The organism is Mesorhizobium sp. M4B.F.Ca.ET.143.01.1.1, from assembly GCF_004792275.1.
Lineage (GTDB): Bacteria > Pseudomonadota > Alphaproteobacteria > Rhizobiales > Rhizobiaceae > Mesorhizobium > Mesorhizobium abyssinicae.
The window spans coordinates 189,727-205,575 of record NZ_SRSR01000007.1 but is presented as its reverse complement, the minus strand read 5'-3'; the positions used below and the strand labels follow the sequence as shown (position 1 = coordinate 205,575).

The following is a 15,849-nucleotide window of genomic DNA, read 5'->3' as shown; positions in this document are numbered from 1 at the left end:
CCTTAGCGTTCGCCGACCGACATGCGGCGCTCGAGAAAGGCGCCGTAGCGGGACAGGCTGAAAACGAAGACGAAGTAGATGAAGGCGATGAAGGCGTAGACTTCGACATAGGCGAAGCGCCATTCGCCGGTTCCGTAGGCGGCATTGCCCGAGGCCAGGATCTCGAAGAAGCCGACGATGACCACCAGCGATGTCTCCTTGAACGCGACCACGAACTGGTTGATCGTTGCCGGCAGCGCGTTGCGCATGGCCTGCGGCAAGAGGATGCGGCCGATGCGCTGCCAATAGCTCATGCCGAGCGCCATGGCGGCTTCCTCCTGCCCTTTTGGAACGCCCTGCATGCCGCCTCTGACGATCTCCGCCTGGTAGGCGGAGAAGAACAGGGCGGAGCCGATGATCACCCGGTACAGCTTGTCGCCTGCCAGCCACTGCGGCAGCGCGAACGGCAGGACGATGGCGAAGGTGAACAGGATCGAGATCAGCGGCAGCGAGCGGACCGAGTCGATGATGAGGCCAGTGGTCCGCGATATCCACGGCAGCTCAGACCGCCGCAGCAGGGCCAGGCAGATCGCCAGCGGAAAGCCGATCAGGCAGGTGGTCACGAAGATGAACAGGGTGAGCGCCAGGCCGCCCCAGGCTTCCTCGCCGACATAGGGCAGGCCGAGCACGCCGCCTTTCATAAGCACGTAATAGAGCGCCGTCCCGGCTCCCCAGACCAGCGCGATCCGGCGTCCGGTCCAGAAGGCCGGAATGCAGCTCAGCACCGTCATCACCACCACGGTGACGCAGGCCAGCGCCGAACGCCATTGCTCCTCAAAGGGATAGAGGCCGAACAGGATGATGCGCCACCTGGCCGCGATCACCGACCAGCAGGCTCCTGCCGCTGCCTGGCAGGCCTCAGGCCCGCCGCTCGTCGTGAAGACGGCCGAGAAGATCGCCCAATTGAGCAACTTCCAGGCAAGGAAGACCATGACTGTCAGGGAGATCAGCGACAACAGGGCCTGAAGCGGCGTCGCGAAAAAGCGCCGCCTCAGATCCTCGAGCGTCCCTGGAGCAGGCGGAGCGAGAACGACCATTTCCATCTCTCATCCCCTCAGTTGATTGCCCTTGAGGGCAATAGCCTTGTTGATGCGGTTGAACACGGCGGCGAGGCTAAGGTTGATGGTCAGGAAGCCTGCCATCAGGATGCCGATCGATTCCAGGGTCTGGCCGGAGTGGTTGATGGTCAGCGACACGATCATGAAGAAATCGGTGAAGCCGATTGCGATGCCCATCGTCGTCGCCTTGATCAGCCAGACATACTGGTTGGCGAGGATCGGCAGCATGGCGCGCAGCGCCAGCGGCAGCTTGACCAGCGTGAACACCCGCCAGGGACTGAGGCCCAGCGAAAGGGCTGCCTCCACCTGGCCCTTGCCGACGGCCTTGAAGCCGCCGCGCACGATCTCGGCGATGTAGGAGCCGCCATAGATGGCAATGGCGACCGCGAGTGCGGAAAACTCCGGCGGAATGCGCAGGCCGCCCTTCAGGTTGAGGCCTTGCAGGGCGGGGAAATCGAGCAGCGGCGCATCGGGCAGACGGCCGATCATCAGGATGAGAACGACGCAGGACAGCGCCGCCGCGGCGCCGCCAAGCTGGACGGCGGAGCGCTCGCCGACCGGCTGGCTCAGCCGTGACGTCCGGCCCAGCCAGACAGGCAGCGCGATTGCGCCGATCACGGCCAGTGTGGCCAGCGCCATTGCCAGACCGCCGACATTCGGGATCGGCATATAGAGGCCGCGGCTGGTGAGCAGAAAGCCCCACGCCTCATGCGCGGCGCGCGGTGTCGGCAGATGGGTGATCAGCGCGTACCAGAAGAAGACCTGGAGGATCAGCGGGATGTTGCGGAAAATGTCGACATAGGTGCGTCCGAGCAGCCGCGCCAGTTCGTTCGAGGAGGTTCGCGCCAGACCGACGATCGTTCCGACAATCGTCGCCAGGACCAGCCCGACGCTGCCCAGGAACAGGGTGTTGACGATGCCGATAAGGAAGAACCACCAATAGGGATCGTTGGCGGTGGCGGGCAGGAGCGAGAAGTTCACGTCCCAGCCCGTCGACTTGTACAGGAAGTCGAAGCCGGAGGTGATGCCTTGCTCCGCCAGGTTGCGCCTGGCGATCATCGCGCAGGAAAGCACAAGTGCTGCAAGCGACCCGACATAGAGAACCTGCAGCAATGCGTTGCGGACCTTCTGATTCCTCAGCAGGCTGACCATATGCCAATCTCCCGGATTGCCGCCGGCCCCGCCCGGCAAGGCCGGGCGGAACTCACAGCGGGACGCGTTAGGAAAGGTCAGTCGATCACCAAGGGGATCAATCGATCACCAGCGGGAACAGGACGCCGCCATTGTTCCACAGGTTGGTCAGGTCACGATCCATCTTGTAGGGCGAATCCTTGCCGAGATCGCGATCGAAGATCTCCGCGTAGTTTCCGACTTTCTTGATCACGTTGTAGGCCCAGTCGTCGGCAAGCCCGAGACCCTTGCCCATGCCTGGCGCCGCGCCGAGGAACTTGGCGACCGCCGGTGACGTGGGCTTGGCCTTGATCTCATCGACATTCTTCGAGGTGATGCCCTCCTGCTCGGCGAAGAGCAGTGCGGTGAGCGTCCAGTTGGCGACGTCGACCCAGTTGTCGTCGCCCTGCCGCACGATCATGACCTCCGGCTCGACCGCGATCACGTCGGGCAGGATCACATGCTCGTCGACCTTGCCCTTGGCGACACGCGCGATTGCAAGCACCGGCCCCCATTGGGCGTACATGTCGCAGCGGCCCGAGAAGTATGCCTGCTCGAGCTCTTCCGTCTTTTCGATGACGACCGGCTCGAGCTTGATGCCGATCTTCTGGCTGTAGGCAGCAACCTGTTGTTCGATGGTCGTGCCGGCGGGGATGCAGATCGTGCCGCCCTGTGCATCCTTGAGCGACTTCAGGTTGAGCTCCTTGTGCGCCATCACCTTGGTCGTGCCGAGATAGTATGACATCGAGAACTGAAGCCCCAGTTCGGTATCGCGGCTCAGCGTGCCGCCCGAAGCCTTGACGACGATATCGACGTCGCCCGACTGAAGGGAGGGCCAGCGCTGGGCCCAACTGATCGGCACGATCTTCAGCTTCGCTGGGTCACCGAACACGGCCGTGGCCACCGCCCTGCAGAGGTCGATGTCCATGCCCTTCCAGTTGCCCTTGTCGTCCACCTCGGCAAAGCCGAGATAGGAGCCGTCATGGCCGGTGCAGTTCAGCACGCCGCGCGCCTTGACGGTTTCGAGCGTCTTGCCGCCCGCAGCCTCGGCCGGCGCAGCGAAATGAACGAGGCCAACGGCCAGGGCCGCAGCCCCCCATTGCATCATTTTCATGTTGTTGTCTCCACTGTTGAGGTTGTTCCGTTTCTTGTTTTTGTTGGAGCCCGAAACAGCGTTCGGAACTCGGTCGCGAAGCCGCCTCCTAGTCGGAAAGCGGGGTCGGTTTCGGCAAGGAAATCTTGAGGTCGCTCCGCCAATCCTGCTGGGCCAGCCACCGGTGCAGCGCGGCTACCGCCTTCACACGCAGATGCCCGCGCGGAACGACCAGGTAGAAGCCGGGCACCTCCTCCGGCTTCATATCGGCAATGGCGTCGCGGCCGATCGGCGCGACCAGCGCGCCAGACCGGAAATCCTCCTCGGCGTCGATGACGGAAACCAGGCCAACGCCGATGCCTTGCAGGGTCGCCCGGCGCATGGTTGCCGCGTCGTCGAAGCTGATGCTGCGGTCGCCATCCGTCAGCTCCACTCCGAGGTGGCGCAATATATCCGGCCACAGGCGCTTTGACTTGACCGTGTCAAGCAGCGTGAACTTCGTCAGGTCGTGCGCCGACTTGATCTTCTCGCCGATCGCCGGCGTGCAGCAGACGATCTTCGGATCCGGCACCAGCAGCGTCGTGTCGTAGTCGGGCCAGCTGCCGTAACCCCACTGCACCGTCATATCGATGTCGTCGCGGCCGAAATCCGGCAGGTCGACCATCGTCGTCAGGCGCAGGTCGGCGCCGGGCACGATCTCGCGGAACAGCGAAAGCCTGGGCAGCAGATAGTGCGTGGCGAAATACGGGCTCGCATTGAGGTTGATGCGGTCGCGGTAGGTCGACTTGGTGACGCGGCGGACGCCTTCCGAGAACTCGTCGAAGCCGGCCTTGACGTAGTGCGAGAGAAGGATCGCCGACTCGGTCAATTCGATCGACCGGCCCTTGCGCTCGAACAGCGTCACCTGGAGCGTGTCTTCAAGCAGCTTGATCTGCTGGCCGACCGCCTGCGGCGTCACCAGCAGTTCGTCGGCCGCTTGCCTGAAGCTCTTGTGCTGCGCGACGGCATGGAAGACCCTGAGCGCATTGAGCGAGGGAAGGCGAAGCTTGCCGGTCATCGTAGTTCCGCCTCCTCTTGCTTGAGACTCCGTCGATCATGCACTGCCCGTATTTCCGCTGCCGCCGGCTGCGGAATGTCACCTCATGCGTAGATATAACCGCCTGAAACGATTACGTTTTCGCCGGTCATGTAGGTATTCTTGGGGCCGCCCGTCATCAGCACCCACTCGGCGATCTCGGTGGGCTCGGCGCCGCGGCCGAGCGGGCTTGCCTTGGCCAGTTCCTCGAGGAAGCCGAGGGCTTTCGCCTTCTCCGTCGCCATGCCGGCCGGCGCCACCGAATTCACCAGGATCCCGTCCTTGGCGGCGTGATGGGCGAAGGACCGCGTCAGGCTGACGACGGCAGCCTTCGTCGCCGCGTAATGGGCGTTCTGCGGATGCGCCTTGAAGGCGTCGACCGAGGTCAGGTTCACGATCCGCCCGCGTACCTGGGCTTTCGGTTCCTGCGACTGCATGTGGCGCACGGCCGCCACCATCATGTGGTAGGTGCCCTTGATGTTGATGCCGTTGGAGGCATCCCACTCTGCGTCGGTGATCTCGAGGAGCGGGCGGCGCGGATAGATCGCGGCGCAGTTGATCAGCGTGTCGACGCGCCCGAGCTTCGAGACGATGGCATCGAACGCCGCGTGGGACTGAGGCCCGACCTGGATGTCGCCGGTCGCCGCCGCGGTCGGCAGGCCCTTGGCCTTTGCCGGCTCCAGCGCGGCCTCAGCCGCCTCCTGGTTGATGTCGATGATGCCGATCTTTGCCGCCCCAGCTTCCACGGCCATCCGTGCCAAAAGCGCGCCGAGGCCGGCGCCGCCACCAACGATGAGAACGGAAAGGTCTTTCATTCTATTTTCCTTGCTTGCTGCCGCTTGGGCTGGTCGGCCGGGTCGGCATGATGTCGAAGCGGGTTACGTCGGCCCAAGCGGGCAGGCCGAGCAGGGTGACGACCATACTCGCCACGTCGTCCGGCTGAACGGCGACGTTCCCGGCGTACATGGCCGCCCGGGCCTCGGCGTCGAGTATGTCCTTATAGAGCTGCGTCTCGACGCGACCGGGCACGATCTCGGTCACGCGGATGCCGTACTGGGAGAGGTCGGCGCGCAACGCGGCGGCGAAGCCGGCGATCGCTGCCTTGGTGGCCGAATAGACGGCGACTTTGGGAAAAGCCGCATGGCCGGCGGAAGACCCGGTGAACAGAATGTGCCCCGATTGCCGCTCGCGCATCTGCGGCACGACGAGGCGGGTGAGCAGGATTGCCGCGCTGACATTCACCTCGAGCGCGGTGTCGATGTCGGCGATCTTCATGTCGGCGAAATTGCCGAGCGGCGGCATGATCCCGGCATTGTTGATCAGCACGTCGATGGTGAGGTCGGCCACGACCGATTCCAGCGCTTCGCGGTCGGTGACGTCGACGGCGATCGGCACGATGCCGGGCCGTTCGGCCTGCAGCTCCTTGAGCGCGGCCTGGCTGCGCCCGACGGCATAGACGTCGTAACCCGCGTCGCTCAACGCGACCGCGATGGCCCGCCCTATGCCGCTCGTCGCACCTGTGATGAAGGCTGTCGTCACGTGGGCTTTCCCCGATTGCCTGGCTTTCAGTGTGCGGCTTCGACCGCTGCCGCGAAACCAAGAAAACCAGCAAAAAGGAAAGATAAACTTTCGAAGGCCTTTTTGGCGGCTGGAATATTCCAATGCGCTTGCGCGGCCGCGAAACCCGCAAACCCAAGCAAAGTAAAGCTTTCACCGCGTGAAGCTGGGCTTTCGATCGCCGATCGAGCAAAAACATGGCTTTCGCGAACGCCCGCCCGGCCGTGCTCGGCGAATGCGCGGCGCGTTGACGGCGGGGCCCTATCCGGCCGTCGGCATGGGCTTGTTCATTTCGGTGAAAAGCGAGGCCGCGGCCGCCTTCTGCTCGGCGTCCGTCGCCTCGACGCCCGAGGCCCGGGCGAGCGCGCGCACCCGGCCGAGACTGTTGTGCAGGTGCTTGCGCATGGCCTGGCGGGCTGCGCGGCCGTCCTGTCGTTCGATGGCATCGACGATAGCCTTGTGCTCATTGTGGATGCGCGCGTAGTAGCTGTCCTTGAGTTCGGGCTCGACCACGTAGCCGAGCTGGAAGCGCGGCACGATCATCGGCCGGAGATAGGCCAGGAAGCCGTGGATGAATTCATTGCGCGCGGCCTTGGCGATCGCCAGGTGGAAATCATAGTCGTAGTGGATCTGGACGACGGCCGGATCCGCCTGCTGGGCGTCGACCTGTTCCATCACGGCCCGGATCGCGCCCGCCTCGGCGTCGCTCCGCCGTTCGGCGCAGAGCCCGGCGGACTCCACCTCGACGCTCAGCCTGAGTTCCAGCAGGGCGATGGTTTCCGGCAAGGTCCTCAACGCCTCGTCCGGGATCGAGAAATTGCGCGGCGCCGGCGTTTCGCTGACGAACATGCCGCGTCCCTGCTGCGGCACCACCATGCCTTCGGAGCGCAGCCGCGCCACCGCCTCCCGCACCACGGTGCGGCTGACGTCGTATTCGGCGCACAGCTCCGCCTCGGTCGGCAGTTGCGCGCCAGGCAGCAGCCGTCCGGAACGGATCTTTTCAGACAGGCTCTCCGCCACCACGGTGGAAAGCGGCTTGCGCTTCGTCATCAATATCCCTCCCGCCAGATTCGGGATGATGCCCGAACCGGCAAGACCATTCAAACCGCCGCGGTCACGATCAGCTCGACCAGCATGCCGGGCCTGGCCATCCGTCCCTCGCCGGAAGAGCGCGCCGGCGCATGCTCCTTCGGCACCCAGGCGTCCCAGACCGTGTTGACCTCGTCGAAGTCGCGCACATCGTCCAGCCACATCTGGACGTGCAGGATGCGGCTCTTGTCGGTGCCGGCCTTGGCAAGCAGCGCATCGATCTTGCCGAGCACCTCGCGCATCTGATCGGCCGCGGACTGGCCGGGTTGAGCGACCTGGCCGGTGAGATAGAGCGTGCCGTTGTGGATGACACCGTGGTGGATGCGGGTGTCGAAGTCGAAGCGCTGGATATCGCCCACTGGATTGTCCTTGTCAGATTGCCGGCGTCTGCCGAATCGGGTTGCCTTGCAGATATTGCGCGTAGGGCGCCTGAACGAGCCAGCCGGCGTCGACGGGCAGGGTGACGCCGGTGATCGACGCGGCGCGCTCGGAGCAGAGGAACAGCGCGGCCTCGGCGACATCGCGCGGCTCGACGAAGCGGCGCAGCGCGGTGGTGGCCTGGATTGCCTCAGGGTTGCGCTCGCCCTTGGCGATTTTCGCCTTCAGCCCGTCCGACAGCGTGTAGCCCGGGGCCACGGCGTTCACCCGAACCCCGTGCGGCCCAAGCTCGGCCGCCAGGATCTGCGTCAGCGCCAGAACGGCATACTTTCCCGGCGTGTAGGCCGGCAGCGACAGCGGCGCGAACGAGGCGAGCGAGCCGACGTTGAGGATGGCGCCGCGCCCGGCGGTCGACATCGACCGGCCGAAGACCTGGCAGCCAAGCAGCGTGCCGCGATAGTTGATCCGCCACATCTTCTCGTCCTCGTCCAGGTCCTGGTCGAGGACGTGCTTGCCGCTCTGCAGGATGCCGGCGCAGTTGACGACGACATGGGGCGTGCCGAATCTATCGTCGACGGTTCGCCCCAGCGCCTCGACCGAGGCGGGATCGCCGACATCGGTCTGGACGAACAGGGCGCGCGGCGCACCCCCGCTCTCGCAGGCGAGAGCCGTCTCCTTGCCTCGTTCGGAGTCCCTGCCGGCGACGACCACCTGATAACCATCCTCGGCGAAGCGCAGGGCGATCGCGCGCCCAATGCCGGAAGTGCCGCCGATGATGACGGCTGTCAAAGCCTCAGCCATGGTGGCGATCCTTGCGCTCGATGTCGAAGAATTCGGCCATGGCTTCGACTTGGAAATCCATCATCGGGCGTCCGGGCTGGATGCGGCATCCGATCTCTTTCGCCGCCTTGAGCAGCGCCGTCTCGGCCGGTTCCATGATGATGTCGACCACCGTCATCTCCGGTGTCAGCCTGCTCACGTCGAGCGGCAGCGGATCGCTGGCCTTCAGCCCTGAAGGCGTCGCGTTGATGGCCATGTCCATGCCGGACGGATCGGGCTGGCCGACTTCGATGCGGCAGTTGGGGAAGCTCTTGCCGACCAGCGCTGCAAGCTTCGCGGCGCGATCCCTGTCGATGTCGGCCAGCCGGATCTCGGCCGCGCCTTCCTCCGCCAGACAGTAAGTCAGCGACGCCCCGGCGCCGCCGGCGCCGACCTGCAGGATGCGCCGGCCGGCGATCTGGTGCTCGCCGGCCTTCAGCCCGTCGATGAAGCCGACGCCGTCGAAATTGTCGGCGTACCAGGTGCCGTCCGCCTGCCTGCGCACCGAGTTGGCGCTCTGCACCCGCGCGGCGCGGTCGTGGGCGGCCGCACATTTGTGGTAGACCGGGACCTTGTACGGCACCGAGATGATCACGCCGCGGATGTTCTCGGCCGCCGTGATGCCGGCCCAGAACGTGTCGAAATCCTCCGGGCGGCAGCTCAGCGGCACCATCAGGCTGTCGAGCCCCTTCTGCTCGAAGATCTCGTTGAACATGCCGGGGCTCTTCGCATGCCCCACAGGATGGGCCAGCATCACGAAGACATCGGCCTTGCCGGTACCGCGCATCGGTTCATTCCTTTCCGGTTGACAGTTCATGGGCGCTGAGGATCTCGAGCGCCTGGACGAGGGACGAGTGGTCGGCCTCCGCGCCGCCTGCTCGGGCCGAACAGGCGTTCATCAGTTGCTGCGCCGCCGCCGTGTTCGGCAGCGCCACGCCAAGCGCGCGGGCGCTTTCCAGCGCCAGATTGAGGTCCTTCTGGTGCAGCCGGATGCGGAAGCCCGGCGCAAACGTCCGCGCGACCATGCGCTCGCCATGCACTTCGAGCACGCGCGACGAGGCGAATCCGCCCATCAGCGCGCTGCGCACCCTGGCGGGATCGCACCCGGCCTTGCTGGCAAAGACCAGCGCTTCGGCGACCGCCTCGATGTTGAGCGCGACGATGATCTGGTTGGCGATCTTGCAGGTCTGGCCGGCGCCGTTCTTTTCGCCGATCAGGGTGATGTTCTTGCCAAGTTTCTCAAGGATCGGCAGCGCCCGCTCGAACTCGGCGGCCGGCCCGCCGACCATGATGGTGAGGCTCGCCGCCTTGGCGCCGACCTCGCCGCCCGAGACCGGCGCATCAAGATAGCCGGCACCTGCCTGCCGGATCTGTGCCGCGAAGTCCGCCGTGGCGATCGGGCTGATCGAGCTCATGTCGATCACAAGCTTGCCGGCCGCGAGTCCGTCCAGCACGCCGTCTCGCCCAAGCAGCACGCGTTCCACGTTGGGCGTGTCGGGGAGCATAGTCACGACGATCTCGGACATCCGCGCCACTTCGGCCGCGGAGGCCACGACCGATGCTTTGAGGTCCTTCGGCAGAGGCGAGCGATTGAGCACGGTGGCGATCTCATGTCCGGCGTCGGCGAGATGGCGCGCCATTGGCGCTCCCATGACGCCAAGTCCAATGAAACCGATCTTCATTTTCAACTCCCTTGCGGACCAGCGCGAACTGCTCTTGCAGTCAAAGTTAGCCGTATGATATAGGACATCATACAAATTTCAATCCTGGAGACGATCGCAAAATGCAAGAGCGCGTCAATTCGCTGAAGGCGGCCGTAACGGCCGCCAGGGCTCACATCGGCATCTGGTGCTCGCTGGCTTCGGCCCTCACCACCGAGATCGTGGCCGGCTCCGGAACCGGCTGGGTCCTGATCGATGGCGAGCACAGCCCAAACGATCTGCGTAGCATCATGGCGCAGCTTCAGGTGATGGGCGGCTTCGACAGCGAGGCGGTGGTGCGGCTGCCCTCCGACGACGCCAACCTGATCAAGCAGGCAATGGATATTGGCGCGCGCAGCCTGATGATCCCCAATGTGCGGACGGCCGCGCAGGCCCGCGCCATCGTTGCCGCGATGACCTACGCGCCAGGCGGCATCCGCGGCTTTTCCGTCGGCCACCGCGCCAATGCCTTCGGCCGCATCGCCGGCTATCATGCCAATGCGCGCGCCCAGCAGCTTCTTGCCGTGCAGATCGAGGATGAATCCGGCGTCGCCAATGCCGACGCGATCGCCGCGGTCGACGGCGTCGACGTCCTCTTCGTCGGCCCCGGCGACCTCTCGACCAATATGGGCGCGATGGGCAATCCCAACGCCCCCCATGTGCAGGAAGCGATCGCCTCGGTGCGCAAGGCGGCAGCGGCGGCGGGCAAGGCCAGCGGCATCCTGGCGCCGGCCAAGGCCGATGCCGACCGCTATCTCGCCGACGGTTTCACCATGGTGGCCGTCGGGTCGGACCTTGGCTTGCTTGCGCGGGGTTCCGATGCCCTGATCGCTTCCTTCAGGCAGTAGGAAGAATCATGGCGATCCCTCCCTACAAGGCCCCCTCGCGCACGGCCTACGACATCGTCATCGTCGGCGGCGCGGTTATCGGTTCGTCGACGGCCTACTGGCTGACCCAGGCGCTGGGCAGCGGCGCCTCGATCCTGGTGGTCGAGCGCGACTCGAGTTACGAGTTCTCCTCGACCGCGCTTTCCACCAGCGCCATCCGCCAGCAATATTCCAATCCGATCAACATCAAGATCAGCCAGTTCGGCATCGAGATCATCCGCGGCTTCCAGGAGCGCATGGCGCCCTTCTACAAGGACGAGCCGGCGCCCGACCTCGGCTTTCGCGAGCACGGCTATCTCTACTGCTGCTCGCCCGAGGGCGTGGACGCGGCGCGCGAGCGCGTCGAGCTGCAGCGCAGCCTTGGCGCCCACACCGTCTTCCTCGAGCCGGGTCCGCTGAAGGAGCGTTTCCCCTGGCTCAATGTAGAGGATCTCGGCGGCGGATCCTGGGGCTCGCGGGAAGAGGGCTGGTTCGATTCGATGGGCATGATGAACGGCTTCCGCCGCGCCGCTCGCGCCGGCGGCGTCGAGTACATCGACAATGCCGTGACCGGACTGGACCTCGCCGATGGGCGGGTTGTTTCAGGCCGCCTCGCGACCGGCCAGACGGTCGCCTGTGGAACCCTGGTCAACGCCGCCGGCCCGCGCGCGCAGCAGGTCGCGGCGATGGCTGGCCTGTCGATCCCGGTGGCGCCCTACAAGCGCTACAGCTTCGTCTTCGCCAGCGCCAATCCGATCCCCGGCCGCATGCCCAACGTCATCGACCTCTCCGGCACCTTCGTGCGCCCGGAAGGCGAACTCTTCCTCACCGGCAACACGCCGCAGGGCGACGGACCGGCCGACTACGACGACTTCGAAATGCACTTCGAGGAGTTCGACGACCATATCTGGCCGGCGCTGTGGCACCGCATTCCGGCTTTCGACGCGCTGAAGGTCCAGACCAACTGGACCGGTCACTACGAATACAACATGCTCGACCACAACGGCATCGTCGGCTTCCACCCGGAGGTGAGGAACTTCATGTTCGCCAACGGCTTCTCTGGACACGGCCTGCAGCAGTCGCCGGCCGTCGGCCGGGCGGTGTCGGAGCTCATCGTCCACGGCGCCTTCCAGACGCTCGACCTGTCGCCCTTCTGCTACGAGCGCATTCCGCGCAACGAACCTTTCCTGGAAGAAGCGGTGATCTGAGCACGGCTGCGCCGAATGGGCCCGATGAAGGTCGCCACGACGATGGCCGACGGGAGGTCCGAGGACCAGCCTGTCAAGCAGCGGATTTGAGCGCCTCGATCTTGCTCAGGACAGCGTCACGCGCGCGCTCGTAGCGTTGCAGGGCTGGCATCAGGTCGGCGCCATCGATGCAGCACGTCTCAATGTCGCGGCACAGATCGGACAGTGTTTCGAAGCCGAGCATGCCCGATGACGAGACCAGCGAATGGGCATCTCTCTGGACGACGTCCCGTTCGATGGCGTCAGGCGAGATCGACACGAGCCGGGTTCTGAGCACGTCGGCCAGCTTGTCGAGCAGCTGGTTCACCCTGTTCTTGCCGAGCACTTTTGCCAGGTTTCCGAAGACGTCGGCATTGAAAACGCCGTCCCGATCTGCGGTCGCACTCGGTTCGTCGGCGCCTCGGTTAGATCTGCCGCCGGTGTTGCGGACGATCGCCGCCAGCAATTCGGGCTGCTTGAAAGGCTTTCCGACGTGATCGGTCATGCCGGCGGCCCACAACTCGGAGAGCTGGAACGGCAGCACATTGGCGGTCAACGCGACAATCGGAATGTCCCGGACCGGGGAATTCAGCTCCCGGATATGCCGGGTTGCGGTCAGCCCATCCATGACTGGCATCTGAACATCCATCAGCACGACATCGTAGCTCCGGTTCTGGACGGCCGCGACTGCTTCCGTGCCGTCAACCGCGACATCGACCTCATGGCCGTGAGCCCGAAGCACCGCACAAGCTATGTCGCGGTTGATCTCCATGTCCTCGACCAGCAGTATCCGGGCCGGTGCCGTCGTCTCGTTCATCGCCTGGACAAACCGCGAAGGTTCGGCGTCCGCGGCGGCCTCGGGAAGTGCGACTTCGAACCAGAACAGTGAACCCTCCCCGGTGGTGCTCTCAACGCCTATCCGTCCCCCCATCAGTTCGACAAGGCGCTTCGAGATCGCCAGTCCGAGACCGCTGCCGCCAAATTCGCGACGGACCGATCCGTCAACCTGCGAGAAGCGCTGGAACAGACGGTCCTGCTGTTCGGGAGGGATGCCGATGCCGGTATCGCGGACGGCAAAGCGCAGCCCGACAGAGCCGGCGCCGGCATCGCCGATGCGGTCGACGGCCAGGGTCACGCTTCCCGTGGCGGTGAATTTCACGGCATTGTTCAGCAGGTTGAGCAGCACCTGCCTCAGCCGGTCCTGATCACCGACCAGGTGCGGCGGCAAGGTCGGGTCGATCCGCCGCACCATTGCCAGACCCTTGCGTGCCGCGATGCCGTTGACGATCGAGAGCGTATTGTCGATCAAGGCGCCGAGCGTGAACGGATGAGCGTCGATTTCGATCTGACCGGCTTCGATTCTGGAGAAGTCGAGAATATCGTTGACGACGGTAAGCAGCGCCGCGGCCGACGTCCCGATGCGCTCGGCGTAGCGTCTGTTCTGCTCGGACAGTTCCTTCGAGGAAAGCAGAAGATCGCCATAGCCGATCACGCCGTTGAGCGGGGTGCGGATTTCATGGCTCATTGTGGCGAGGAAGGCCGTCTTGGCTTCGCTCGCCTGCTCGGCATTTGTCTTGGCGATCTCTGCTTCCGCCTTGGCAAGCTTGAGCTCTTCGGCTCTTTCCTGCTGAAGCGTGACATCGCGCTCTGTAACGACCAGCTCGGTGGGAGTTCCCGCTTTGTCGCGCACCAGCTGCAGGGTGATCTCCGCCTGCACCCAGTCATCGTCCTTGCGGTGCAGCGTGAACACGCCTTTCGATTCGCCTATTTCGCCGCGCGCCAGCTTTGCGTACTCGGCCTGGAGGCGGGACCGCTGCTTCGGGTGAACGTCGGAAAATGCGTTCGAGTTCTGAAGCTCCTCCGGCGTGTAGCCGAGAAGCCGCATGCAGGCAGGCGAGGTGTAGAGCCGTGTCCCGTCGAAGGCGACGCGGCTGATCATGTCCGAGCTGTTTTCCGCCAGGAGCCGGTAGAGCGCCTCACGCTCGGCCAGTTCGCTTGTCTTGCGATCGACCAGTACTTTGACGGTTTCGGCACGGCGTGCGAACAGGAACAGCAACGCGCCGAACAGCGCAGTGAAGACGATGCCGCTGCAAAGCACGAGCAGCGGCTCCTGGCTGGCGACGCTGTGCTCGAACGCGGGCGTGCTGTGCCAAGACAGCGTCCAGCGCTGCTGCATCACGTCGACCTGCTTTCGTATCGAAAACGCAGGCGCGGACGCAGTCTCGTCGGGCTCGCTGCTGTGGTAGATCAATGCTTCGGCGTCCTCGCTGTCGCCGTCATAGACGTGCAACGCCAGCGAGCGGTCTTCGCTTGTGGTCAGCCCGCTCATGAATTTCTGCGCGACGAACGGGGCATAGATCCAACCGATGAGGGCGGCGCGACGCTCGTCGACCGAATTGAGCGGCACGTTCTTGCGATACATGGGATGGAGCAGGATGAAGCCGTTGCTCTTCGTCTGGTCCTGCACCAGCACGATGCGCTTGGTGATGGCCGGCTGGCCGGTGTCCCGCGACAGCGTCGCCCCTTCCAGGCGATTGCTCTCGAACGCGATGTTCAGTCCGAGGGCCGGGCGGTTCGGTGCCCGCGGCTCGATATAGGTGATGACAAAGCGAGGTCCGCCGGGAACATCGGGATGGATGGTGAACTGCGGCTGCGTCATTTGAGCCCGCAGAAGGAAGTCCGCTACCTTTTCCACCGGAACGTTTTCGATGTAGCCGATGCCGTTGACGCCGGGCATGCTGCGCTTGAGGTCGAGGACCTCGACATAGGAGCGCCATTCCTCGGCGCTGACGTAGCTCGATCCTTCGAAGAAGCCGACCCCGCCAACCAGGGCCTGGTCGTAGGACGCCAGGCGGTGCATCAGCGCCTGCTCGTTCTCGATCGCCATCGAGGCGAAGATCGCGCTGTTGCGGTCGTAGATGAACTGGTTGCTTGCCTTCCAGCCGTAGAACGTCAGCCCGAGGGGCAAAAGCAGCAGCAGTATCGCGGCAACCGGCAGTGCGCCGAGCGGCGCGCCACGCCACGTAAGCCGGCGCTTGGCGCCGGGGGCAACGAGCACGATCGGCAAGAAGATGACGATGCCGAGGACGTCGCCGCTCCACCATGTCAGCCAGTTGTGTGCCACGCCGGCGTACGGGACGACTCCGGCGACATAGAGCGAGGTCACACCGACGGTGGGGGCGACGATACAGCTGACCGGAGCAGCTGCGAGGAACAGCGCCATGATATCGCGGATGCCTCTGAGATCGATCGGTAGCCCGACCGCCCGGCTGACCAGCCAGCGGGCGACCAGGGCCTGCACGGTCGAGCCGCCGGCAATCGCGGCCGCTACAGCCAGTTTGTCGAGCGCCCACCCGGTTTCAGCCGAATAGCCGCCGCCGATCACGGCGTTGAGCACCAGCGATCCGATGAAGATCCCCGGCCAAAGTGAGCGCCCATAGGCAAGCAATGCCCCGACCGCGATGCCGGATGCCGGCCAGATGATCGTCGCGTAGCCGGGCGGCACGGCCAGAAGCAGCCCCAGTTGTCCAGTCAGGTAATACAGGGCCGCAACGGCGACGATCCTGGCAAGCGCATGCGACAGCAGCCGTTGCATGCGGTGAAGAACCATCACCAGGCGCGACATGGTTCGCTCACGAACAAGAAGATCGCCCCGACATCCGGCGGTGCGTTACGAAATGATCCGCTCATTCCTGCGACAGCACGCACATTCGTAAGCCAACCCGACGGGATCAGAATTCGGCAGATCGCTGCATCGATCCCGCAGAGATTGCGCCGAA

The 15,849-nt window shown here is 64.7% G+C and carries 14 protein-coding genes; 2 read left to right on the top strand and 12 right to left on the bottom strand.

Annotated features, from left to right (window positions below; genetic code table 11):
• Positions 1-2 precede the first annotated feature (2 nt).
• From EN786_RS19210 to EN786_RS19160, 11 genes are all read right to left on the bottom strand, one after another.
• A complete protein-coding gene (locus tag EN786_RS19210; protein ID WP_127282880.1) occupies positions 3-1,082 on the bottom strand; it encodes an amino acid ABC transporter permease in 1,080 nt (359 codons plus the stop codon).
• Positions 1,083-1,085: 3 nt separating this feature from the next.
• A complete protein-coding gene (locus EN786_RS19205) occupies positions 1,086-2,249 on the bottom strand; it encodes an ABC transporter permease subunit (protein WP_128275766.1) in 1,164 nt (387 codons plus the stop codon).
• Between the two features lie 97 nt (positions 2,250-2,346).
• Positions 2,347-3,381: an amino acid ABC transporter substrate-binding protein gene (locus EN786_RS19200; RefSeq protein WP_127282882.1), complete on the bottom strand. Its 1,035-nt coding sequence runs from the start codon at positions 3,379-3,381 to the stop codon at positions 2,347-2,349.
• Positions 3,382-3,469: 88 nt separating this feature from the next.
• A complete protein-coding gene (locus EN786_RS19195; protein WP_127282883.1) occupies positions 3,470-4,417 on the bottom strand; it encodes a LysR substrate-binding domain-containing protein in 948 nt (315 codons plus the stop codon).
• An 83-nt stretch (positions 4,418-4,500) separates the two neighbouring features.
• Positions 4,501-5,250, bottom strand: a complete 750-nt coding sequence (locus EN786_RS19190) for an SDR family oxidoreductase (RefSeq protein WP_127282884.1) — start codon at positions 5,248-5,250, stop codon at positions 4,501-4,503.
• Position 5,251: 1 nt separating this feature from the next.
• Positions 5,252-5,974, bottom strand: coding sequence for an SDR family oxidoreductase (locus EN786_RS19185; protein WP_127282885.1), 723 nt, complete (start codon positions 5,972-5,974; stop codon positions 5,252-5,254).
• Between the two features lie 279 nt (positions 5,975-6,253).
• Complete coding sequence (locus tag EN786_RS19180) at positions 6,254-7,042, bottom strand: FadR/GntR family transcriptional regulator (RefSeq protein ID WP_187331365.1); 789 nt, start codon at positions 7,040-7,042, stop codon at positions 6,254-6,256.
• 50 nt (positions 7,043-7,092) lie between these two features.
• Positions 7,093-7,440 (bottom strand): RidA family protein, encoded by a 348-nt coding sequence (locus tag EN786_RS19175; RefSeq protein WP_127282887.1) that lies wholly within the window; start codon positions 7,438-7,440, stop codon positions 7,093-7,095.
• 13 nt (positions 7,441-7,453) lie between these two features.
• Positions 7,454-8,260: an SDR family oxidoreductase gene (locus EN786_RS19170; protein WP_127311662.1), complete on the bottom strand. Its 807-nt coding sequence runs from the start codon at positions 8,258-8,260 to the stop codon at positions 7,454-7,456.
• Positions 8,253-9,065 (bottom strand): shikimate dehydrogenase, encoded by an 813-nt coding sequence (locus tag EN786_RS19165; protein ID WP_127311661.1) that lies wholly within the window; start codon positions 9,063-9,065, stop codon positions 8,253-8,255. The genes EN786_RS19170 and EN786_RS19165 overlap by 8 nt, the downstream gene beginning before the upstream one ends.
• A gap of 4 nt (positions 9,066-9,069) precedes the next feature.
• Entirely contained in the window at positions 9,070-9,960 is an 891-nt protein-coding gene (locus EN786_RS19160; protein ID WP_135908728.1) for a 2-hydroxy-3-oxopropionate reductase, read from the bottom strand.
• Between the two features lie 101 nt (positions 9,961-10,061).
• Here EN786_RS19160 and EN786_RS19155 point away from each other — a divergent pair, with 101 nt between their 5' ends.
• Together EN786_RS19155 and EN786_RS19150 are read left to right on the top strand one after the other, a co-directional pair.
• A complete protein-coding gene (locus EN786_RS19155) occupies positions 10,062-10,826 on the top strand; it encodes an aldolase/citrate lyase family protein (RefSeq protein ID WP_127309407.1) in 765 nt (254 codons plus the stop codon).
• Between the two features lie 8 nt (positions 10,827-10,834).
• Positions 10,835-12,052 (top strand): FAD-dependent oxidoreductase, encoded by a 1,218-nt coding sequence (locus tag EN786_RS19150; protein WP_127309408.1) that lies wholly within the window; start codon positions 10,835-10,837, stop codon positions 12,050-12,052.
• Positions 12,053-12,125: 73 nt separating this feature from the next.
• On the opposite strand, the gene EN786_RS19145 is transcribed toward EN786_RS19150, so the two are convergent.
• Positions 12,126-15,695, bottom strand: coding sequence for a CHASE domain-containing protein (locus EN786_RS19145; protein WP_127309409.1), 3,570 nt, complete (start codon positions 15,693-15,695; stop codon positions 12,126-12,128).
• Between the last annotated feature and the right edge of the window lie 154 nt (positions 15,696-15,849).